Annotated in this window: 20 protein-coding genes; 14 read left to right on the forward strand and 6 right to left on the reverse strand. The window is 63.1% G+C overall.

Features of this window, described 5'->3' with window-relative positions:
• Nucleotides 1-8: 8 nt before the first annotated feature.
• Nucleotides 9-1,634: a methyl-accepting chemotaxis protein gene (locus ACQ4WL_RS11170; protein WP_436509795.1), complete on the forward strand. Its 1,626-nt coding sequence runs from the start codon at nt 9-11 to the stop codon at nt 1,632-1,634.
• Nucleotides 1,635-1,934: 300 nt separating this feature from the next.
• Complete coding sequence (locus ACQ4WL_RS11175; protein WP_436509796.1) at nt 1,935-2,627, forward strand: DUF3334 family protein; 693 nt, start codon at nt 1,935-1,937, stop codon at nt 2,625-2,627.
• Between the two features lie 109 nt (nt 2,628-2,736).
• Here the strand turns inward: ACQ4WL_RS11175 and ACQ4WL_RS11180 are convergent, their stop codons facing one another.
• Nucleotides 2,737-3,399: a hypothetical protein gene (locus tag ACQ4WL_RS11180; RefSeq protein WP_436509797.1), complete on the reverse strand. Its 663-nt coding sequence runs from the start codon at nt 3,397-3,399 to the stop codon at nt 2,737-2,739.
• 402 nt (nt 3,400-3,801) lie between these two features.
• Between ACQ4WL_RS11180 and ACQ4WL_RS11185 the strand changes: the two genes are divergently transcribed.
• The 6 genes from ACQ4WL_RS11185 (at nt 3,802) to ACQ4WL_RS11210 (ending at nt 10,241) form a co-directional block, all read left to right on the forward strand.
• Nucleotides 3,802-5,085 carry a sigma-54 interaction domain-containing protein gene (locus ACQ4WL_RS11185; protein ID WP_436509798.1) on the forward strand — a complete coding sequence of 428 codons (1,284 nt, stop codon included), beginning with the start codon at nt 3,802-3,804 and terminating at the stop codon, nt 5,083-5,085.
• Nucleotides 5,086-5,452: 367 nt separating this feature from the next.
• Complete coding sequence (locus ACQ4WL_RS11190) at nt 5,453-7,000, forward strand: hypothetical protein (protein WP_436509799.1); 1,548 nt, start codon at nt 5,453-5,455, stop codon at nt 6,998-7,000.
• A gap of 73 nt (nt 7,001-7,073) precedes the next feature.
• Entirely contained in the window at nt 7,074-7,514 is a 441-nt protein-coding gene (locus ACQ4WL_RS11195) for a hypothetical protein (RefSeq protein ID WP_436509800.1), read from the forward strand.
• A gap of 2 nt (nt 7,515-7,516) precedes the next feature.
• Entirely contained in the window at nt 7,517-8,254 is a 738-nt protein-coding gene (locus ACQ4WL_RS11200) for a C39 family peptidase (RefSeq protein WP_436509801.1), read from the forward strand.
• 29 nt (nt 8,255-8,283) lie between these two features.
• On the forward strand, nt 8,284-8,787 hold the full coding sequence (locus ACQ4WL_RS11205) for a hypothetical protein (protein WP_436509802.1): 504 nt from the start codon (nt 8,284-8,286) through the stop codon (nt 8,785-8,787).
• A 116-nt stretch (nt 8,788-8,903) separates the two neighbouring features.
• A complete protein-coding gene (locus ACQ4WL_RS11210) occupies nt 8,904-10,241 on the forward strand; it encodes an acetate kinase (protein WP_436509803.1) in 1,338 nt (445 codons plus the stop codon).
• A 49-nt stretch (nt 10,242-10,290) separates the two neighbouring features.
• Here ACQ4WL_RS11210 and ACQ4WL_RS11215 read toward each other — a convergent pair whose 3' ends face one another.
• Nucleotides 10,291-10,839 carry a DUF2939 domain-containing protein gene (locus ACQ4WL_RS11215; RefSeq protein ID WP_436509804.1) on the reverse strand — a complete coding sequence of 183 codons (549 nt, stop codon included), beginning with the start codon at nt 10,837-10,839 and terminating at the stop codon, nt 10,291-10,293.
• A 223-nt stretch (nt 10,840-11,062) separates the two neighbouring features.
• Between ACQ4WL_RS11215 and ACQ4WL_RS11220 the strand changes: the two genes are divergently transcribed.
• From ACQ4WL_RS11220 to ACQ4WL_RS11235, 4 genes are all read left to right on the forward strand, one after another.
• Nucleotides 11,063-12,661, forward strand: a complete 1,599-nt coding sequence (locus ACQ4WL_RS11220) for an ABC-F family ATPase (protein WP_436509805.1) — start codon at nt 11,063-11,065, stop codon at nt 12,659-12,661.
• A 259-nt stretch (nt 12,662-12,920) separates the two neighbouring features.
• Nucleotides 12,921-14,054, forward strand: a complete 1,134-nt coding sequence (gene nadA / locus ACQ4WL_RS11225) for a quinolinate synthase NadA (protein WP_436474399.1) — start codon at nt 12,921-12,923, stop codon at nt 14,052-14,054.
• On the forward strand, nt 14,051-14,917 hold the full coding sequence (nadC, locus tag ACQ4WL_RS11230) for a carboxylating nicotinate-nucleotide diphosphorylase (protein WP_436509806.1): 867 nt from the start codon (nt 14,051-14,053) through the stop codon (nt 14,915-14,917). The genes nadA and nadC overlap by 4 nt, the downstream gene beginning before the upstream one ends.
• The gene (locus ACQ4WL_RS11235; protein ID WP_436509807.1) at nt 14,917-15,675 is read left to right on the forward strand and encodes a substrate-binding periplasmic protein; all 759 of its coding nucleotides are present in this window, start codon (nt 14,917-14,919) and stop codon (nt 15,673-15,675) included. The genes nadC and ACQ4WL_RS11235 overlap by 1 nt, the downstream gene beginning before the upstream one ends.
• Before the next feature lie 43 nt (nt 15,676-15,718).
• On the opposite strand, the gene ypfJ is transcribed toward ACQ4WL_RS11235, so the two are convergent.
• Nucleotides 15,719-16,612 (reverse strand): KPN_02809 family neutral zinc metallopeptidase, encoded by an 894-nt coding sequence (gene ypfJ / locus ACQ4WL_RS11240; RefSeq protein WP_436509808.1) that lies wholly within the window; start codon nt 16,610-16,612, stop codon nt 15,719-15,721.
• A 108-nt stretch (nt 16,613-16,720) separates the two neighbouring features.
• A complete protein-coding gene (locus ACQ4WL_RS11245; RefSeq protein ID WP_436509809.1) occupies nt 16,721-19,243 on the reverse strand; it encodes an excinuclease ABC subunit UvrA in 2,523 nt (840 codons plus the stop codon).
• A 146-nt stretch (nt 19,244-19,389) separates the two neighbouring features.
• Between ACQ4WL_RS11245 and ACQ4WL_RS11250 the strand changes: the two genes are divergently transcribed.
• Nucleotides 19,390-20,277, forward strand: coding sequence for a GNAT family N-acetyltransferase (locus ACQ4WL_RS11250; RefSeq protein WP_436509810.1), 888 nt, complete (start codon nt 19,390-19,392; stop codon nt 20,275-20,277).
• A 6-nt stretch (nt 20,278-20,283) separates the two neighbouring features.
• Here ACQ4WL_RS11250 and ACQ4WL_RS11255 read toward each other — a convergent pair whose 3' ends face one another.
• The gene (locus ACQ4WL_RS11255) at nt 20,284-20,982 is read right to left on the reverse strand and encodes a DAPG hydrolase family protein (RefSeq protein WP_436509811.1); all 699 of its coding nucleotides are present in this window, start codon (nt 20,980-20,982) and stop codon (nt 20,284-20,286) included.
• Nucleotides 20,983-21,089: 107 nt separating this feature from the next.
• Between ACQ4WL_RS11255 and ACQ4WL_RS11260 the strand changes: the two genes are divergently transcribed.
• On the forward strand, nt 21,090-21,788 hold the full coding sequence (locus ACQ4WL_RS11260) for a TetR/AcrR family transcriptional regulator (protein WP_436509812.1): 699 nt from the start codon (nt 21,090-21,092) through the stop codon (nt 21,786-21,788).
• Here the strand turns inward: ACQ4WL_RS11260 and ACQ4WL_RS11265 are convergent.
• Nucleotides 21,751-22,431 (reverse strand): DNA alkylation repair protein, encoded by a 681-nt coding sequence (locus ACQ4WL_RS11265; RefSeq protein ID WP_436509813.1) that lies wholly within the window; start codon nt 22,429-22,431, stop codon nt 21,751-21,753. The genes ACQ4WL_RS11260 and ACQ4WL_RS11265 overlap by 38 nt on opposite strands.
• Nucleotides 22,432-22,442: the final 11 nt, after the last annotated feature.

Here is a 22,442-nt window from a genome sequence, read left to right on the forward strand (position 1 = left end):
GAATCACTATGGCATTGTCCAACTTAAAGATCGGCACCCGCCTGTACATGGCTTTCGGCGCCGTCGTCGCCGTGCTGGCAATCCTGGTCGCCTCCGCACAGACGAATTTGTCGCGGCTCGGCGTCGCCAATGGTTTGAACGTGCATACCTACGAGGTGCTGGGAGAAGCAAGTGGCCTGCTGGAAAGCCTGATCAATATCGAGACGGGCCAGCGCGGCTTTGCCCTGACGGGCAAGGATGGCTCGCTCGAGCCGATGGCCTTGGGCCAGCGCAGTTTTGGTGAACACTTGCAGAAGATCCGCGCCCTGACGGCGGATAATCCGGCGCAGCAGGAGCGCCTGGCGGCGCTGGAACATACCCAGCGGCAATGGCAAGCGAGCGCCATCGACCCCGTCATCGCCCTGCGCCGCGCGGCGGCGGCCGATGGCAGCCTCGATGCGGTCGTCGCGGCCGAGCAGACTGGCAAGGGCAAGGCGGCCATGGATGCGATGCGCATCTTGCTGGCGGACATAGGCAAGGCGGAAAGTATGCTGCTGACGCAGCGTGCCGACGAGGCGGCTGCGCTGAAATGGCGCACCAACGCGGTGCTGCTGGGCGGGGGCGCTGCCGCCGTCGTGCTGGCGGCGGTCCTGGCCATCTTGCTGACGCGGAATATCACCGTGCCGCTGGCAGAAGCCGTGGCGCTGGCCCAGCGCGTGGCGAAGGGCGACCTGAGCAGCGACATCGTCGTGCGTTCGCAGGATGAAACGGGGGAATTGATGACCGCCCTGCGCGACATGAATGCCGCGCTGGTGCGCATCGTGGGCGAGGTGCGCGGCGGTACGGAGACGATCGCCACGGCGTCGAACCAGATTGCGGCGGGCAATATGGACTTGTCGTCGCGCACGGAACAGCAGGCCAGTTCGCTGGAAGAGACGGCGTCGTCGATGGAAGAGCTGACGGCGGCCGTCCAGCAGAACGCGGACAATGCGCTGGCGGCGCGCTCGCTGGCATCGGCGGCGTCCGCCGTGGCCGTCAAGGGCGGAGCGGTGGTGTCCGAAGTGGTGCAGACCATGGGTTCGATCAATGATTCCTCGCGCAAGATTGCCGACATCATCGGCGTGATCGACGGCATCGCCTTCCAGACCAATATCCTGGCCCTGAATGCCGCCGTGGAAGCTGCCCGCGCGGGCGAACAGGGACGCGGTTTTGCCGTGGTGGCCACGGAAGTGCGCAACCTGGCCCAGCGTTCGGCCAGCGCAGCCAGGGAAATCAAGGGCTTGATCGATGATTCCGTCGACAAGGTGGGCGCGGGCAGCAAGCTGGTCGACCAGGCCGGCGCCACCATGCAGGAGGTGGTCGACAGTGTGCAGCGCCTGAGCGCCATCATCGGCGACATCACGGATGCTAGCGAAGAACAGCGCCTCGGCATCGAGCAGGTGAATGAAGCCATCAGCCAGATGGATCAGGTGACGCAGCAAAATGCGGCCCTGGTCGAGGAAGCGGCGGCCGCGGCCAATGCCATGCAGGAGCAGGCGGCGCAGCTGTCGCACACCGTGCAAGTGTTTCGCCTGAAGGATGCGCCGCCGGCCACGACGGCCGGCGCACCACGGCCTGCCGCGCGGCGGCCCCTGGCCTTGACCATGGGTGCTTAGCCTCCGGCACTGTGGCACCGCAGACGGCGACGTATGGCATTTCCGCACAGATCGTCAAGTAAATGCAGGTATGGCTGGACGGAAATGTTACATCTGGGTATTCTGCGCATCTGGTACTTATTTCTATACAGAAAAAGTAAGAGGGCGGTTCGTGTCAGCGGCAACGCGGCTTGCACGGCCAGGCAAGGTCAGGCATGCAAAGGTGAAGTCGTCCGCTTGCTGAGCGAAACTATCGTGTTTCGGCTCGCGACGGGCAGGGAAACAGTGCTGTCATCTTTAAAATAGTAGGAGAGGTTGCTCATGGATGCAGAAAAGGATGTTGTGTACGGTACAGAAGATTTGTTGATGAGTTTGTGCAACTCGGTGGTTCGGGTGCTCAACGTTGCAACGCAAAGTAGAGTCAATTATTCAGGCATGGTGCAGCGCATCACGAAGACCGGCCTGAAGCCGGACATTGGTTGCTTCGTGATGTTTGATGGTGGCTTCACGGGCCTGGTGGTGCTCAATTTCGCTGCCGATACGGCGATGGAAATCTACGAGCGCTACATGTTGCACATGGGCATGCCGAAGTCGGAACTGGCCAATTTCTACACGTCGGACGAAGTGTCGAACATCATGGGCGAGCTGATGAACCAGATCGTGGGCGACTTCACGGGCAAGGTGCGGCGCGAACTGCAAACGAATATCACCCAGAGCCAGCCGAAGATGCTGGTGCTGAACAAGCAGGTGATGCTCAGCGTCGACACGCCGCTGGACCGCCCGGAAATGCGCCGCGTCACCTTCTACACGGAAAAGAACAATATTTTCTATCTGGAACTGGCGATCGACCGTACCGAGTTCATCAAGTTGCACGATTTCGATTCGCGCGAAGTCGATGCCGACTCGCTGATGGATACGGAATACGCGAACCGCGAACGCGATGCTGCTCCCGCGCCGGCAGCGGAGCCGGAAGACGACGACAACGCCGACTTGCTCAAGTCCCTGGGCATGTAAGCAGCGGTGTCTGAACGTGGCCGGCGGCATGTTTGCCGCCGGCCACTGCCGTTTACAGCCGACAAGGCTTTGCTCCGGGCTCGTCCCTGCCAGATAACTTCCCCTGTTGTTATGGTAACGTCAATGTTTCCATGCGGCGCATGCCGACCATGCCGCTCTGCTGGCTGTCATCGAGCGACCAGTATTCAAGCGCATACACATAGTCGCCGTCGACGATGGTCAGCGTTTCCTTCTGGCGGCCGTTGGGCGCCTTGTAATACAGCCGCCGCGCCGGCCTGCCATCCACGGTCTGGTTGAATGACTGCGGCGAAATCGTGACGCGCTTGCCCGTCTTGCCCGCCATCGACATCGCCGTGATCGTCAGATAGGCCCTGTCCGGGCAGCGCGCCAGCAGGTGCGCGCCGTTCAGGACGGTAGGATGCGCCCGATCCAGCGGGAAGCCATACGCTTGCACGCCGACGATATCGTCGCACTCCATCTGCTGCGCCAGGGCCGTCAGCGCGGCCGGGTCGAGCGCGCTGCTAAAGTGCTTTTCGGCCGCTTGCGCCTGTCCCAGCGCCCAGCGGCGCTCCAGCTCGGCCAGCGAAATGTCGCTGGGCACGGGCAGCAGCGCGGGGGTGTCGGGATCGGTGGCCTTCGACATTTCCGCCTGCATGCGCGAGGCGACGGAGTGGCTGCGCTCGGCTTGTTCTGCATGAATCGGGCCAGTCGCCAGGGCCGTGTTGGCGAGGCAGGCGGTGATGGCCAGCGTAAAAACATGTTTTGTCAGCATGGGATCTCTGGCGTTGCGTCTTCCGTGAAGAAAAAGATGTCGAACGGCTGGCCCGCACCTTTCATGGCGATGGAAAACGTAGTGTGGCAGAAAATACAAACTCGCTATAAAAGAAAAGTATTTTTTTGTACCACAGTGATATACATCAAGAAGATTGTCACACATATACACAAATCTCGCTACCCTGCCAGAGAGCTGTTCCATCGCCGGTGTTTCTTTGCCAGTCCTTATTTAAGTCATTGATTGTTAAGGCTTCATTCACTGCCCCGCAGCGCGCTTCTTCTTGCGGGACGCAGCGGCGCAATATGATCTTTTGATTACAGTCCATTGGGAGGCTGGATGTTGAAACGACAGTTATTGTGTATCGATTTGAGTGGCAATGGTTTGCGGCATGAGGCAGGCATGCAGCAGTTTGGTGTGGCCTGGGATGGCTGGCAAGTCTGCACCGTGACAGGCTTGGCGGCTGCGGCACGTGCGCTGCGCACGCAGACGTTTCCGGTTGGCGTACTGATTTCCCCGCTCGACGGGCTGGGCGAAATCGACAGTTTCTTGCATCAGCATTGGGATATGCAATGGGTGGGCATCTTTCCATCACGCGCTTTGCAGACTGCTGCATGCCGGCGCCTGGTACGCGACCATTGCTATGATTATCACACCTTGCCTGTCGACATGCTGCGCCTGCGGCATACCCTGGGCCATGCTTATGGCTACGCCACTTTGCGCGAGATGCCGGACGCGCCACTGTGTGCGCTGGAGCAGCCTGATATGTCGCTAATGGGCAGTGGCGTCGCCATTTGCCGCTTGCGGCGCCAGATCCTCAAGGTCGCCGGTGCCAACGCGCCGGTGCTGATCTGGGGCGAATCGGGCAGTGGCAAGGAACTGACGGCGCGAGCCATACACGCCCATTCCGCACGCGCGGCAGGTCCCTTCGTGCCCATCAATTGTGGCGCGATTCCAGCTGGTCTGGCGCAATCCGAGCTGTTCGGCCATCAACGGGGCGCTTTCACGGGGGCCACCAGCGACAAGCGGGGCTTGATCGAATCGGCGGCCGGAGGCACGGTACTTCTCGACGAGATAGGCGACTTGCCGCTCTCCTTGCAAACCAATTTGCTGCGCTTTCTGCAGGAAAAAACAATTTACCGTGTCGGCGCTACGCACAGCACTGCCGTTGACGCGCGCGTCGTTGCTGCCTCGCATGTCAATTTGCTGGAGGCAGTGCAGCAGGGGAGATTTCGCGAGGATTTGTATTACCGTCTCAACGTGCTGGCGCTCGATGTCCCTCCTTTGCGCGACAGGAAGGAAGACTTGATGTTGCTGGCAAACCATTTTTTTGCTACCTATGTATCGGAGCGGGCGCCGCTGGTGCGCGGCTTCAGCAACGCCGCCGTCGAGGCGATCTGCAACCATAGCTGGCCTGGCAATGTGCGCGAATTGATCAACCGGGTGCGGCGTGCCATGGTGATGGCGGAAGGCAGGGCGATACTGCCGCAGGACCTGGGCTTGTCCATTGCGGACGCGCCAGGCGCCGATGTTGAACTCGGCAGTATTCGCTGGCGCGCGGACCGTGACGCCGTGCAGGCCTGCCTGACCAGTGCCGGCAGCAATGTCAGCAAGGCCGCACGCAACCTGGGCGTGTCGCGCATGACGCTGTACCGGATGATCAAAAAGCTCAATATTGAATGTTGAACCTGGTGTCCCGGGGGAAGTCCTTTGCCCTGCATGCGGATAGTCGCAGCTGTAACGCTGTAACAGAATTGAGACAGTCGCAGGACGGGCATGGCGTCTTGCAAGTGCTTGATTCTGCGTCGATATCGCTACTTTTGCAAGCCGTGGCTGAAAAACGGGTGGCGCATTGTTGTGACAGTTTCCCGTGTTTTGTTTGCCAAGTTTCCGAAGGGAATGCCACGCAAACCCAAGGTCATTGAATAAGGCTTTGTAATTCAATGGCTTGGCCGAGTTCTTTATCGCTGGCACCAAATTTGCTGTGAAGCTGTGTACCCGACGAGTCAGTCTGGTGCCAGCATCCTGATCAACTTTTAAAGAGGAAACTGCAATGAAAAAAACTCTCATCGCGGCAGCGGTAGCGCTGGCCTTCGGCTTCAGCGCCCATGCCCAGAACAATGGCTCGACCAGGGTCGATGACGTCACGGGTAACAATACCCAGACGGCGAGCAACACCACGACACTGTCCGGCTCCGGGCCCGGGGCGAACGCGAACTCCACCGCTACGCAAGACAATAACTCGGACCAGAATAACGACAAGAGCACAGGACAAAACAATAGCAGCGGCAACGCGAATGCCAGTGCGCTGGGCGCATCCGCGGCAAACAATGGCGGCACCAGCACCAGTAGCGCGGCAAATGCCTTCAATACCTCGACGGCAACTGCGGCGAGCACCCTGAGTGGTGCGGTGTCGGGCAACACGGTCAGTAACATCGGCAATGTCGCCACCAATAATGGTAGTACCAGTGGTGGCACAGGCATGGGGGGCGTCGGCGGCAGAGCACAGAGTGGCGATGCCAACGGCAGGGGCGGCGCGGGTGGTGCTGCCACCGGCGGCGCTGGCGCATCGGGTGCGAGCGGGGGAAGCGCCAGGAATGGCAGCGCCACCAATGGCGCAGCGATGGTGGGGGACAGCACGGCCGGGGCAGGTGGTGCGGGCGGCCTGGCCAAGAATGCCAATAGCGGCGATGGCGGTGCTGGCGGAGCAGGCGGCGCAGGTGGCCGTGGCGCGGCCGGTGGCGATGTGTCTGGCGGCAACGGCGGCAGGGGTGGCTTGGCAGGCAGTGCCACGGGCGGCGCTGGCGGCGATACTGGCCGCACGGCAGGCGGCAATGGCGGTGATGCCGGCCAATCCATCGGCGGTGCTGGTGGCGACGGTGGCAACAGCCGCAGCGCCGCTGGCGGGGCGGGCGGCAGAGGTAGTGCCGGCAGCATGGCCAGGAATGGGGGGGGCGGCTCGTCCACCTCGACCGGTGGTACCGCGACGGGCGGCGCCGGTGGCGCCGGTGGCACCAATACGGCGGGTGCAGGTGCCGCAGGCGGGGCGAGTGGCTCCGGTGCCGGTGGTGCTGGCGCTGCATTGACGAGTACGGCTGGCGCCGGGGCTGCTGCAACTGGCGGTAGCGGTGGTGCTGGTGGCGCCGGTGCGGGTGGCACCAGCACCGGCGGCAGCGGCGCCGCTGGTGCGACTGGCGGCAGTGGCGGCAGCAGCGGGATGGCACAAAACACCGGGGGCGCCGGTGCGGCTGGCGGCAGTTCGAGCAATGGTAGCGCGACAAACGGCTCGCCTTCGAACGGCAGTGCCATTGCCGGTGCTGGCGGCGCTGGCGGTGCCGGCGGCGGCAGCAATACCGGCGGCGCCGCCGGTAGCGGTGGCACCAACACGGGCGGCGCGGCAACTGGCGGTGCCGGCGCTGGCGGCGCTGGCGGTGCCGGCGGTGCGCTGGCCGTCAATGCCGGCACGTTCGACATGTCCAACACCATGAGCGGTACCGCGCAGTCGGCGGCAGGCTTGCTGGTTATCAGCCAGAACAGCGGCATTTCTTCGCTGATACAGCAAAGTGTCACGGTGCAGGCCAATCTGGCAGTGGGACAGTAGGCTAGCGCTTGCTAGGTGTCAGGCTCCGCCGTGGCAATGCTGCGGCGGAGCATCACAGGACATGAATAAGGGGATGAGCATGCGCCTTTTTTTTCATTCGATATGCTGTGCCAGTCTGGCCTGTGTTGCCACAGGTGCCATGGCTGCACAGGAAGCAATGGCGCTGCCCTTGCTTGCCGGGCCAGAGTTGAGTCTGCCGATTGTTGCTGCTCCGCCCAGGTCGCTGACCGTGCCGATACCGCTGACGGCGAATGGGACCTTCGCCGGGGGGCTTGGCCGGGCCGCTGGAGAATCCGCGCTGGATCAGGCGCGTGGCGGCACCGACACGATTACCAATGAAGCGCGCCTGAGTGGCTTTGTCACTGGCAACTCGGCCAGCTACGTCAGTACGGGGGCCAACACGATCGATGGTGCCGCGTTTGCCAACGCTTCCGGCATCCCTATCGTCATTCAGAATTCGGGCGCCAATGTGCTGATCCAGAACGCCACCATCATCAATTTGCAGTTGCGCTAAGCATGGCCACGCCTAGCGCATTCACGCCGCTCATGCTGTGCCTGCCTTTGCTTGGCGGCCTGGCATCGCCAGGCGCTGGCGCAGCCGATATCGGAGCCTTCGGCAGCGCGCGCTTTGATGTGCCGCTGGTCAGCATGCGCGAGGCGCGTTTCCAGCGCACTTTGCATCAGCAATACGACTTCAGTTGTGGCTCCGCCGCGGTGGCCACCTTGCTGACCCATCATTACGCCGACCCTGTGACGGAAGCGTTTGTTTTTGAGCAAATGTACCAGCAAGGTGATCAGCAAAAGATACGCAAGGAGGGATTCTCCTTGCTCGATATCAAGCATTTTCTTGCCGCCCGTGGCTTTCTGGCCGACGGGTTTCAGTTGCCGTTGGATAAGTTGGCTGAGGCGGGTTTTCCCGCCATCGTGCTGGTGGCCGAAAAAGGCTATCGGCATTTTGTCGTGGTCAAGGGGCTGAGCCATAGTCGCGTGTTGATCGGCGATCCTGCCGGCGGCACGCGGGCCATGCCGCGCGCCGGTTTCGAGGCGATCTGGCAGGGTCGCTTGCTGTTTGTTATCCATGGACGTGCGACGCCGTCCGCACCGGGCCCTGTGGCTGACATGGCAATGCAGGCGGCCCGCTTCAATGATGCCGATGATTGGCGCGCGGCGCCGCAAGCGCCACTGGGACTGGCGATCAGCCGCAGCGGCCTCGATCAGCTCACCATGCCGAAGAATGACGGTGGAAATTTCTAATGGCGGGCAAACGCCACGCTGGAGGATATATGTACAAGAGAGCGCGGTTGGCCGCCGCCAGCCTGGCGTGTCTGCTCGTTGCCACGCAAAATGCGGGTGCCGTCCTGCCGGAAGTGGGATGGACGGCGGTCAGCGAGGAAACGCTGGAGCAGGCAAGGGGCGGCTTCGACATGCCAGGCGGCTTGAGCCTGTCTTTGGGAATAGAGCGCCTGGTCAGCATCAATGGCAATGTGGTCTCGAGCGTTGCGTTCACGATTGCCGACGTGACGCACCTGAGCGTCGAGGAAGCGAGCCTCGCGCGTACGGCTATCGCGTCGATGAATGTCTTGCAAAATGGCGCTGGCAATGTATTTTCGCCAGGCCCGATGGCGCAAACGATGGCCGCCACCGTGATCCAGAACAGCTTGAATGACCAGGTCTTGCGTACCCAGACAATCATTAGTAGCAGCGTGAATAGTCTTGCATTGCTGAAGTTGGCGAACTTCCAGGACACCTTGCAAAATGCGCTAGGCACGGTTGCAGGTGCCAAATAGAGTTGTTAGCAAGCCGCCCGGATTTCCTGGGCGGCATGGTGCAGTAGCGCCGGGCCATTGCTGTTGGGATGCCCGGGCCTGCTACTGACAGGCAGGGCTTGTCATCGGGAGAGACTATGCGGCATCTTTACTTATTGCGATTCGGTACGGCGGGTGTATCGGCTTTGCTGCTGTGTACTGCCGTTCAGGCCCAGCAAGCGCCCGGCGCCAGGCAGGACGATCTGGCGGCGCAGCTGGAAAGCTTGAAGGCGCAACTGGCCGAGCAGCGGCACCTGCTGGAGGCGCTACGCGCATCGATGCATGAGCAGCAGCGCCGCATCGATGTGCTGCAGGGCAATGAACCTGTCGACAATAACCGCTTGGCCAGGCAACGGGGCACGGGTTTGCGCAGTGCTTATCTGTCGCTGGCGGAGCTGCAGGACGGCGCGCCCGCTCCGGAGACACCGGCGCCATCGACTTCCCAGCCGGTGGGGCAAGCTCCCAGTCGTCCCGTCCGGCCGCCTGAAGTGGCACCCCTGTTCGAGCAGCCTGGCGTGCTCACTCCCAAGGGGAAATACGTGCTGGAACCGTCGATGCAATTCGGTTACTCGTCGAGCAACCGGGTGGCGCTGGTCGGCTACACCATTATTCCCGCCTTGCTGATCGGCCTGATCGATGTGCGCGAAGTCAAGCGCAATACCCTGACCGGTGCGCTGGCCGTGCGTACGGGTTTGACCAATCGTCTGGAAGTCGAAGCCAGGGTGCCTTATGTGTATCGCTCGGATGCCACCGTCAGCCGCGAACTGTTTACTGGCACGGCCTCGGAGCGGGTATTCGACACCAGCGGGCGCGCCTTGGGCGATGTCGAGTTGGCCGCCCGCTACCAGCTGAACGATGGCGGCGCCGACAAACCATACTACGTGGCTGGCCTGCGCTTCAAGTCGCGCACCGGACGCGATCCATTCCAGGTCATCACCGACTGTACGCAGCGTTGCGTGGGCGAGAATGCGACTGGTACGGGCTTGCCGCTGGACTTGCCCACCGGTTCCGGTTTCTATTCCCTGCAGCCCAGCCTGACCTGGCTGTTTCCCTCCGATCCAGCCGTGTTATTTGGCAGCATCAGCTACCTGCACAGCTTCAAGCGCACCGACGTCAGCCGCCTGGTGCTCGATGGCGCGCGCGAACCGCTGGGCACCATCGAGCCGGGGAAAATCTTCGGCGTGAATTTCGGCATCGGCCTGGCGTTGAATGAAAAGGCGTCGCTCAGCCTGGGCTACGATCACAGCAGCGTCGGACGCACGCGTCAGAATGGCGTGACCGTGCCCGGTTCCGTGCGCACGCAGCTCGGTACCTTGCTGATGGGTTTTTCGTATCGTCTTGGTAAGGACAGGAGCTTGAACGTGTCGGTGGGCGCCGGTCTGACGCGCGATACGCCGGATGTTTCCATATCGGTCAGGTTGCCGATGACCTTTTGATTGCGGGCGGTGGGCAAGGCAGCCCCAGCAGGCTGCCGCTGCCGCGTTGCTAGCGGCCAGCCATCGCCGAGGCAATCTCGATCGAACTCAGCTTCCAGCTCCACACGCCGTGGCGTTGCAGGACCAGCGCGCCGTCCTGGCGATTGCCGTCCTGCGCCCGCACAACGAAGGTGTTCACGTCGGCATAGCCTGCGGAATACCGGGCTTTTTTCGCTGCACCATCGGCAGGCGCATCCGCATTACCTTCTGCTCCCGCCTGCGGGCTGACGGCGCTCTTGTTGACCAGTGCCACCACGCCGGCGGGCGAGACCATGGTGTCGACCATTTTTCCCAGCATGGCGCTGGCGATCGACTGGCCCAGGGCGGCCAGCGGGTTGCCGCTGCCGGCAGTCGCCTCGATGCTGCGGGCCATGCTCGCTTCCAGCTGCGCCTTGACGCTGGCGCGCAGGGCGGGGAAGTCCACATGCCCGGCCAGCGCGTCGGCGTCGCGCTCGGCCAAGGCGGCCTTGATCTGGCGCAAGGCGTAATACGGCGACGCATAGGCGGTGGCGGCGATGGCAATGGCGGCCACAGCGGCCGCGATGGTGATTTTTTTCAAGTGAAGCCTGTGAGGTGGAGGGTGGAAAACGATTGCCACGCAGCGTAGCTGCTAAAAGGGAATACGGCAATCATATTTTCTTGTCATTATTTTTGTGCTGTATTTCTGCGCGTTGGCTCCAGCTGCGCTTGCCGGGCCACTATAGAGGGAATAGGGTGGGTGCTGTATAATGGGAGAAAAGTACTTAACTAGCTGTTTTAACTGAATAAAGACCCAATATCACATGCTATCTACAGCAAACATTACGATGCAGTTTGGCGCCAAGCCATTGTTTGAGAATATCTCCGTCAAGTTCGGCGACGGCAACCGCTATGGCTTGATCGGCGCGAACGGCTGCGGCAAGTCGACGTTCATGAAGATCCTGGGCGGCGACCTGGAACCGTCGGGCGGCAACGTCATGCTCGATACCAACGAGCGCCTGGGCAAGCTGCGCCAGGACCAATTCGCGTTTGAAGACATGCGCGTGCTCGACGTGGTCATGATGGGCCATACGGAAATGTGGGCCGCCATCCAGCAACGCGACGCGATCTACGCGAACCCGGAAGCGACCGACGACGACTACATGCAGGCGGCCGATCTGGAAGGCAAAGTGTCCGAATACGACGGCTACACGGCCGAATCGCGCGCGGGCGAACTGCTGCTGGGCGCCGGTGTTGCCATTGAGCTGCATCAAGGCCCGATGAGCAATGTCTCGCCAGGCTGGAAGCTGCGCGTGCTGCTGGCGCAGGCGCTGTTCTCGAACCCGGACATCCTGCTGCTCGACGAGCCGACGAATAACCTGGACATCAACACGATTCGCTGGCTGGAAGACGTGCTCAACGAGCGCAATTCCACCATGATCATCATTTCCCATGATCGCCACTTCCTGAACCAGGTCTGCACCCACGTGGCCGACATGGATTACGGCACCCTGAAGATTTACCCGGGCAACTACGACGAATACATGTTCGCCTCGACCCAGGCGCGCAACCAGCAGCTGGCCAACAACGCGAAAGCGAAAGACAAGGTTGCCGAGCTGCAGGAATTCGTGCGCCGCTTCGCCGCCAACAAATCCAAGGCCCGCCAGGCCACATCGCGCGCCAAGCAGATCGAAAAGATCAAGGTCGACGACATCAAACCATCGTCGCGCGCCTATCCGTTCGTGCGTTTCGACGGCGAAAAGAAATTGCACCGCCTGGCCGTGGAAGTCGAGAATATCTCGAAAGGTTTCGACCGCCAGCTGTTCAAGAATTTCAGCATCATGGTCGAAGCGGGCGAGCGCATCGCCATCATCGGCGCCAACGGCGCCGGCAAAACCACCATGCTGCGTTGCATCGCGGGCGACATCGCCGGCCTGCAGCCGGATCAGGGCCGCGTGAAGTGGGCGGAAAACGCCAACGTCGGCTACATGCCGCAAGACCCGACGGAAGATTTTGCCAAGGACACGAACCTGACCGACTGGATCGGCCAGTGGACGAAAGAGGGCGACGATGACCAGGCCGTGCGTTCCATCCTGGGTCGCTTGCTGTTCGGCGGCGACGACGTCAAGAAGGCTGTCAAGGTACTGTCCGGTGGTGAAAAGGGCCGCATGATGTACGGCAAGCTGATGCTGGGCCGCCACAACGTGCTGATGCTCGATGAACCGACCAACCACATGGACATGGAATCGATCGAATCGCTGAACATCGCGCTGGAAAAATACGCGGGCACCCTGATCTTCGTCTCGCATGACCGCGAATTCGTGTCCTCGCTGGCCAACCGCATCATCGAGATCAAGGAAGATGAAGTGGTCGATTACCGTGGCAACTATGAAGACTACCTGAAGAGCCAGGGTATCGATTAATTTGTGTGCTAACGTTGCGTCGGATTACGCGCTATGCGCTAATCCGACCTACGTCAGGGTGAGTTGCCCGGATTGGTCGCGTAGGTCGCGCAGGTCGGATTAGCGGGGCCGCCGAGGCGTAGCGTAATCCGACACTGCAAGCCAGCGTTGCCAACCGCCAGCCACCCAGCACCATACCGACGCGCCGCGGTCCTTTCGTTCCGGCGCACCAGCTTCATTGCGTTCGTGCCGGTCTATCCCGTTTTTGTTTGACACAGCCATGCAAACTTTAGCCATCAAATCCGTCGAGTATGAACATCCACAAGACGGAGCCAGCTGCACTGCCCACGCCTGGGCACGCACGCCAGCGACGCCATCTCCGGCTGAAAAAGCCGAACTGATCACGCGCATCAAGCGCCTGCTTATCGAGCGCGAAGCCGTGCTCGTTGCCCACTATTACGTTGATGCCGACCTGCAAGACCTGGCCGAAGCCACGGGTGGCTGCGTCTCCGATTCCCTGGAAATGGCCCGCTTCGGGCGCGACCATCCGGCCAAGACCCTGGTCGTGGCCGGGGTGCGCTTCATGGGCGAAACGGCGAAGATCCTCAGTCCCGAGAAAACCGTGCTGATGCCCGACCTCGACGCGACCTGTTCGCTCGACCTCGGTTGCCCGGTGGACGAATTCACGGCCTTCTGTGATGCCCATCCGGACCGCACGGTGGTGGTCTACGCCAACACCAGCGCCGCCGTCAAGGCGCGTGCCGACTGGATGGTCACGTCTTCCATTGGTCTCGACATCGTTGCCCACCTGCATGCGCAGGGCAAGAAAATCCTCTGGGCACCCGACAAGCACCTGGGCTCGTACATCCAGAAGCAAACGGGCGCCGACATGCTGCTGTGGCAGGGTAGCTGCCTGGTGCACGACGAATTCAAGGGCATCGAACTCGATTTGCTCAAGGAAGAGTATCCGCAAGCCAAGGTACTCGTGCATCCGGAGTCGCCCGCGAACGTGGTGGCGCTGGCCGATATGGTGGGCTCGACGTCGCAAATGATTGCGGCAGCGCAAACCATGGACACGGACACCTTCATCGTCGCCACCGATAACGGCATCCTGCACAAGATGCGCGCGGCCGCGCCGGGCAAGCGTTTCATTGAAGCGCCCACGGCCGGCAACAGCGCCACCTGCAAGAGCTGCGCGCACTGTCCGTGGATGGCCATGAACGGCTTGCTGAACCTGGCGCAAACGCTGGAAAACATGCATAACGAAATCCACGTCGATCCTGCCGTCGGCCAGCTGGCCGTGCGCTCGATCAAGCGCATGCTCGACTTCGCCGCCGCCAAGAAGGCGGGCCTCAAGCCGGGCGCGGACCTGGCAAAAGAAACCACATTGTTCCAAGGAATCGGTCCAGCATGAGTACCCTCGTTAATTCTTTCGCCCCTTTTGATGCAGCCCTGGCGCGCGCCTTCGAGGGTAATCTGCTGGCCGCCTTGCTGGAAGACGTGGGCCAGTGCGACCTGACGGGCGAACTGGTGCCGCCCGACTACATCGTCACGGCCCGCGTCATCGTGCGCGAAGCAGCCGTGCTGTGCGGCGCACCGTGGTTCGAAGGCATCATGAAAAGCCTGGACCGCAGCATCGATATTGCCTGGCATTACGCCGAAGGCGACAGGATGACGGCCGACAGCGTCGTGTGCACGATTCAGGCGCCAGCGCGCGCCTTGCTCACTGCCGAGCGCAGCGCCCTCAATTTCCTGCAACTGCTGTCGGCGGTCGCCACGGCCACGCGCCAGTATGTCGATGTGATCGCCGGCACCAAGGCAGCCATCCTGGACACGCGCAAGACCTTGCCTGGCCTGCGCCTGGCGCAAAAGTATGCGGTGCGCGTCGGCGGCGGCAAGAACCAGCGCCTGGCCCTGTACGACGGCATCCTGATCAAGGAAAACCATATCGCGGCCGCTGGCGGCGTCAGCCAGGCCCTGGAAAATGCGCGCAACCTCGACGCGGGCGTGCCTGTGCAAATCGAGGTGGAAACCCTGGCGCAATTGCAGGAAGCGCTGGACGCGGGCGCCGTCTCGGTACTGCTCGATAACTTCAGCAACGACATGCTGCGCGCAGCCGTGGCATTGACCCATGGCCGCGCCTTGCTGGAAGCGTCGGGCGGCATCAATGTCGACAGCGTGCGCGCCATTGCCGAAACAGGCGTGGACCGCATCTCGATCGGTAGCCTGACCAAGGATGTGCGGGCCACCGATTACTCTCTGCGCATCGTCGGCTGATGAGCAGAGCAGGGCGGCGCCTGCTGGCCCTGGCGCTGCTGTGGCCAGCGTTTGCCGTGCCGGTGCAGGCGCGCGAGTTGCTGGCCGTGGGCGCGCAGTTCGAGCGTGTGTTCGAGTACCAGAACAGTGGTGAGTATGGCGGCCTGGGCGCGGAACTGCTGCGCTTGATGGCGGCGCGCACGGGCCATACCGTGCGTTTTCGCATGGTGCCGTGGGCGCGCGCGCAAGCCATGCTGGTGCAGGGCCAGGCCGATATCTTGATCGGCCCCTACAAGACGCCCGAGCGCATCGCCAGCATGGCGTTTTCCGACAAGCCATTTTATCAGGACCAGATGGTCTTTTATACGCGCCAGGACGCCAGCTTCGGCTGGGATGGCGACTACGCGGTGCTGAAGAACCGCAGGGTGGTGCTGCTCAATGGCTGGGCGTATGGCGCGGAATGGGAACGTATGCGGCCCGGCTTGCAGGTCAGCGTGGCCAACAATGTGGAAAATGGCTTGAAGATGCTGGCGCACAACCACGTCGATGTGTTCGTCAGCAACCGCCGCAATACCGACCCGGTGATTGCCCGCCTCGGCTATGGGCGCCAGGTAAAACCCTTGCCCAAAGTCATCGACATACAAAACGGCTATTTCGCCTTTCCCCGCTCGCCCGCCTTCGACAAGCTGCGCCTGCAGTTCGACCAGGAGCTGAATAGCCTGATCGAGACGGGCGAACTGAAAAGGCTGGGCAAGCGCTACGACGTCGGCGTGCCTTGATCGATGCGCATGCCGGCCCGCAGGACGGCATACGTGGTTCCATTTACAGCTGGCGCGCCTCAAACGTATTGCATTGTGCAATCTGGCCACTCTCGATGCCCTTGCTGAACCAGCGCACGCGCTGTTCCGAGGTGCCGTGCGTAAACGAGTCCGGCACGACATGGCCTTGCGACTGGCGCTGCAGCGCATCGTCGCCGATGGCCGTGGCCGCTTTCAGGGCCGCTTCCACGTCGCCCTGTTCCAGGATCTTGCGATCCTGGTTCGCGTGATACGCCCACACGCCGGCAAAGCAGTCGGCCTGCAATTCCAGGCGCACGGACATGGCGTTGGCCTGGCGTTCCGATTGCGTGCGGCGCGCCTTGTCGACCTTCTCGGACAAGCCCATCAGGTTCTGCACGTGGTGGCCCACTTCATGGGCGATCACGTAGGCTTCGGCAAATTCGCCCGAGACCTTGAAGCGCTGCTGCATCAGCTTGAAAAAGTCGAGGTCCAGGTAGACTTTCTGGTCGCCGGGGCAATAAAAGGGGCCGCTGGCGCTCTGGCCCGTGCCGCAGGCTGTGGGGATGCTGCCGGAAAACAGCGCCAACTTGGGTCGCACATAGGTGCCACCTTCGGCCTTGAACAGGGCGCCCCACGTGTCTTCCGTATCGGCCAGCACGGTTTTCACGAAGCGGGCCATGTCGTCCGATTCGGGCGGCTGGCGCGCTGGCGACTGGCTTTGCTGGGTGCTGACCTGGCCGCCGCCACCGCTGAGCAGATTGAGCAAGGTCAGCGGATTGACGCCCAGCACATATGAGCCGACGAGGGCGATGACGATGGTGCCGATGCCGATCGAGCGCCCGCCAAAACCGAAGCCGCCACCGCCGCTACCACCACTGCCTCCTTCGCCGCGGTGGTCTTCCACATTATCGCTTTCGCGATTGCCTTCCCATTTCATGATCTTTACTCCTGCTGCAATGATTTTTATTGATGCCGCATAAGACGCTGCGGCTGTTTTTGTAACTATGTGTCGTGATTATCTCAGCAAACGTGGCTGCGCACAGGCTTATCGCAGGGCTATTTTCAGGAAGGGCGCCGTGCGGCTGGCCCGTGTTTTCGCCACCTGCGCCGGCGTGCCGCTGGCCACGATGACGCCGCCGTCGTCGCCAGCACCGGGGCCGATGTCGATGATCCAGTCGCTGGCCGCCAGCACGCGCATGTCGTGCTCGACGGTGATGACGGTGTTGCCGCCAGCCACCAGGGTATCGAGCTGGGCCAGGAGGCGGTCGATGTCGGCCGGGTGCAGGCCCGTCGTGGGCTCGTCGAGGATGTACAGGGTGTCGCCCCGCTGGGGGCGCTGCAGCTCCGTGGCCAGCTTGACCCGCTGCGCTTCGCCGCCCGACAGTTCCGTGGCCGACTGGCCCAGCCGCAAATAGCCCAGGCCCACGTCGGCCAGCACGGACAAGGGGCGCTCCAGGGCCGCCTCGCCCGCGAAGAAGGCCAGCGCATCGTCGACCGTCAGTCGCAGCACTTGCGCGATATCCTTGCCCCGGTAATCGACGGTTAACGTTTCCGCGTTATAGCGCGTGCCGTGGCACACGGGGCAGGGCGTATAGACGCTGGGCAGGAACAGCAGTTCCACCATGACTTGTCCTTCGCCTTCGCAGTTGGCGCAGCGGCCCTTGCCGAGGTTGAAGGAAAAGCGCCCCGCGTCGAAATGCCGGCGCCTTGCGGCCGGCGTGGCGGCAAACAGCTTGCGCACGTGGTCGAACAAGCCCGTGTAGGTCGCCAGGTTGGAGCGGGGCGTGCGGCCGATGGCTTTCTGGTCCACCGTCACGAGGCGGCCGATGGCTTCCAGGCCGCCGGCGATGCGCCCGCCCGTGGGCGCCGCCATCTGCGCCAGCGGCGCCTCGTCGATCTCGTCCGTTGCCGTGCCCTGGCCCAGGGCGGCGCTCACCAGTTCCACCAGCGCCTGGCTGACGAGCGTGGACTTGCCCGAGCCGGACATGCCCGAGACGCTGCACAGCACGCCCAGGGGAAAGCGCGCATCGAGGCCGCGCAGGTTGTTGCGCGTCACGCCGGCGACCTCCAGCCAGCCGGCGGGCGCGCGGGGCGTGCGTCGCGGCGGCGCTTCCTGCTCGAACAGGTAGCGCCGCGTCTGCGACTGCGCCACGGCGCGCAAGCCTGCGGGCACTCCGCTGTAGAGGATTTTCCCGCCATGCTCGCCTGCATGCGGGCCCACGTCGACGATCCAGTCCGCTTTGGCGATGACGTCCAGGTCGTGTTCGACGACAAACAGCGAGTTGCCGGCCGCCTTCAGGCGCGCCAGCGCGCGCAGCAGCGCCTGCGTATCGGCCGGGTGCAGGCCCGCCGACGGCTCGTCGAGCACGTAGACGACGCCAAACAGGCTGGAGCGCACCTGCGTGGCCAGCCGCAGGCGCTGCAATTCCCCCGGCGACAGCGTGGGCGTGCCGCGCTCGAGGCTCAGGTAGCCCAGGCCCAGGTCCAGCAGCACCTCCAGGCGGGCACCCAGGTCTTGCGCGATGCGCTGTGCGACGATGGCCTTTTCCGGGTGCCGCTTGCCATCGCGCAGCCTGGCCTTGCCGTCCGCGTAGGGCGCCATCAGGGCCGCCAGCTCTGCCAGGCTGAGGCGCGACATGTCCGCGATATTGAGGCCGGCGAACCGCACGCTCAGCGACTCAGGGCGCAGGCGCTTGCCGTGGCACAGGGAACAGTCGGCGCCCAGCATGTAGCGCGCCACCCGTTTTTTCATTTGCTCGCTGGGGCTGCTGGCGAACGTCTGCAGCACGTACTTGCGCGCGCCGGTGAACGTGCCCATGTAGCTGGGCGGCAGCTTGGCCTTGAGCGCCGCGCGGGTTTCCTGCGGCGTCAGGCCCGCATACACGGGCACCACCGGCTGCTCGTCCGTAAACAGGATCCAGTCGCGCAGTTGCCGCGGCAGCGCGCGCCATGGCGTATCGACGTCATGGCCCAGTGAGGTGAGGATGTCGCGCAAATTCTGGCCATGCCAGGCCGTGGGCCAGGCGGCGACGGCTCGCTCGCGGATGCTCAAGCTGTCGTCCGGCACCATCGAGCGTTCCGTGACGGCATACACGCGGCCCAGTCCGTGGCAGGCGGGACAGGCCCCCTCCGCCGTATTGGGCGAGAACGATTCCGCGTACAGCAGCGCCTGACCCTTCGGATAGTCGCCTGCGCGCGAATACAGCATGCGCAGCAGGTTGGACACCGTGGTGACGCTGCCGACCGACGAGCGCGTGCTGGGCGCGCCGCGCTGCTGCTGCAAGGCCACGGCGGGCGGCAAGCCGTCGATGCGGTCCACCTCGGGCACGGCCATCTGGTGGAACAGGCGGCGCGCGTATGGCGAGACCGATTCCAGGTAGCGCCGCTGCGCTTCCGCATACAGCGTGCCGAAGGCCAGCGAGGACTTGCCCGAGCCGGACACGCCCGTAAACACCACCAGCGCGTCGCGCGGGATGTCCACGTCCACGTTCTTGAGGTTGTGTTCGCGCGCGCCGCGCACGCTGACATGGCCGGCCAGGGGAGCGGCGGACGATTGTTGTCGGGACATGGGCCGGCCTCATCGCTATAAAAGGCCATTCTGGCGCTACTCCGCAGACTCTTCCGTTCTAACGCGCACACAAGCGCGTTGTGGGACGAAAATGCAGGAGGCAAAGAAAACGTTATAAAATCAGCCATCTTCCACGGAACCGCGCCATGACCGACCTTCTGCACGCCACGCCCGCCGCCATCGTCCAGGCCCAACTGGACGCCTACAACGCACACGACGTGCCGGCCTTGCTGGCCATCTACGCCGATGATGCGCAGCAGTTCCAGCATCCCGCTACCTTGCTGGCCACGGGCGGCGCGCAGATCGGCCCCCGTTTCACGGCGCGTTTCGCCGCCAGCCGGCCGCAGGCGCAGTTGCTCAACCGCATCGCTTGCGGCAAGCTGGTGATCGACCACGAGATCGTGCATGGCGACACGGATGATGGCGTATCGGCGCAGGAACTGGTGGCGACCTATGAGGTGGAACAGGGGCGCATCGCGCGTGCCTGGTTCAGCTTTGGCGCCCTGACGCGCCTGCGCGTGGCGCTGCCGGCCGATGTGCCGCAAATGAATGCGTTGATCGCCCGTTCCGGCGTGGCACTGAGCGCGGGGTTTTATACACCCGAGCAAGCCGCAGCCGTGACGCGCCACGTGTTCGGCGTCGATACGCAGCTCGTTGCCGACCGGACGTATTTCGTCATCGAACGCGATGGCGTCATGCTGGCGTGCGGCGGCTGGAGCCAGCGCGCCACCCTGTATGGCGCCGACCGCGCCAAGAGCGGACCGGACCCGCTGCTTGACCCGGCCAGCCAGCCGGGACGCATCCGCGCCTTCTTTGTGGAACCCGCAGCCGCGCGCCAGGGCCTGGGCAGCATGCTGATGCGCCATTGCGAACGCCAGGCGCTGGCCGCGGGTTTTACGGCACTGGAACTGGCTGCCACCTTGCCCGGCGTGCCGCTGTACCTGGCCAGCGGTTTTGCCGTCACGGAAGATTTTCACCTCGACTTGCCCGATGACATCAAACTGCCGCTGGCGCGCATGCACAAGCGGCTGTAAGGCTGTTTACCAGGGCAACGGCGCCGGCTCTCCATTGGCATGCTCGCCGTAGTACAAGGACGGCAGGAAACGCGACAGATAGGTAAATTCGCTGTAGCAATGGCGCAGCAAATTGAGGCCCAGCACGTCGGGCACGTCGCGCACGGGATCGAGGCTGTTGCGTCCCAGCAGGAAGCGGCTGCGCAGCACGCAACCCGTGGGCGTGTCGCGTGTCAGGTGCAGCATTTCGCCGTCGAGCGGGTCGCCCTGCGGGTCCAGTTGCACGTGCTCGCCAAAGCCGATGCGCGCGCAGATGGCGGCCGACAGGGCACCGCTGTCCTTGGCCTGTTGCAGTTGCGCCGGGTCAAATACTTCCTTCGGATCATGGAACTTCAGCTTGGCTTTCACGGGTGGAATGTCGCCCAAGGATTCCACCGCCTCGATCGAAGCGCCGTAATAGCTCTCTCCCTTTTTCCATGCGCTGTTCCAGCCGTGATGGGCCACGTGGTCGTGCGGGTGCCACCACTTGATGTGCTGCGTCGTCTCGAAAAACGTAAACCACCAGTCCAGCATGCGGCCACTGCAGCCGTGCAGTTCCGTGCGCGCCGCCACCAGCAGGCAACCGTCGTCCAGGCGCGTGACGCCCGTTTCCAGGTGCAGGGGAAACGGGTCGAGCAAGTCGCCCGTGTTGGTGATATTCCATGGGAATTCAAGAGGCTGCGTCATGTCGTTCTCCTTTGTTGGGGTGAGACAATTATATATTAAAGAAACGTAAAACGTTTCCAAAATATGTTTCAGTGTAGAATTGCCCATCGATCAAGCCTGGAGCCGGCATGCAGGAAGAAGAGAGCAATACAGAGAGCAATACAGAGAGCAAGGCTGTACGTGGACGGGGCCGTCCAGCGCGTCCGCCCGAGGAAGCGCGCGAGGCGGCCGTGCAGGCGGCCACCTGGCTGCTGCTGAACGAAGGTTATGCGGCCACGACCATGGAAGCGGTGGCGCGCCACGCGGGCATGGCAAAAAAGTCGCTGTATCAATATGCGGCCAACCGCGAGGAACTGGTGGCCCTGGTGGTGCGCGGCTGGACGGATGCCTTCCTGCCGGCCATGGCGCACGAGGCGACCGCGCCTGGCGAAGTGCTGCCCTTATTGAAAGAGATCTTGCAGGCAATGGCGGCGCGCGTGCTGACGGAGGACGCCGTGGGCCTGTTCCGTTTGCTGTGCACGGAGTTTCCCGCACGCACGGACTTGCTGGCCGTGTATCAGCGTAACGGCATCGAGCGGGGCACGGCCTTGCTGGCCGAGTGGCTGGGACGCCAGGCGGCGCGCGGCCATCTGGTGCTGCAGGATGGGCAGGAACTGGCAGGCTTGCTGCTGGCCATGGTGATCGCCGAGCCGCTGCGGCAGATGGCGCTGGGCTTGCTGGCGCCCGTGCCCGCCTGGGATGCCGCTTCCCGCATCGACGCGGCGCTGCAATTGCTGGGCGGCCAGTCGTTCAAGGTGGCTGGTGTTTCAGCGCTTCGCGGTAGCTGAGCGGCGTTAGTTGCTGGCGGTGCTGCGTAGCAAAAGCTAGCACCTCTGCCGGCGCATGGCGCGCGTAATCGCGCAGGGCCCAGCCGATGGCCTTGCGGATGAAAAACTCGTCTTCGGGGGCCAGCGCCAGGGCCGCGTCGAATAGCCAGGCGGCATCCGTGTCGCCGCGCCAGCCCAGCTGGTGCAGCATGGCGATGCGGCGCAGCCAGAAATCTTCATGCTGCAAGGACGCGTCCATGTGCGCATGGCCATCGCCGCCGCGCCGCAGTTCCGCCTGCAGCACGTCGCCCACGATGCCCGCCATGCCGTCGACGCTGTCCCACCAGGCGCGCTGGCGCGCCAGGCCGAGCAGGGAGGGGAGGTGTTCGACGCACAGCTGGCCCCGGTGCAGGGCCAGCATGTCGAGCGCCACGTGCTGGTATTCGCGCTGCGGCTGCTGCCACAGCAGTTGCGCATGTTCCAGCAGCGTTCCGGCATCGATGCCCTTCAAGCCCGCCAGCAAGTCCCTGGCGGCCAGGCGCCGCTGCGGTGCCGCCACGCCCAGGAACACGAACTGGTCGCGCATATAGGCTTGCATGGGCGCCGCACGGGTGGGGTCGGCGACTGTTTCGAGTGCTATCCTTAATTCTTCATGTAGATTCATCGCATCTCGCT

This window comes from Janthinobacterium kochi, from assembly GCF_051380715.1.
Taxonomy (GTDB): domain Bacteria; phylum Pseudomonadota; class Gammaproteobacteria; order Burkholderiales; family Burkholderiaceae_D; genus Janthinobacterium.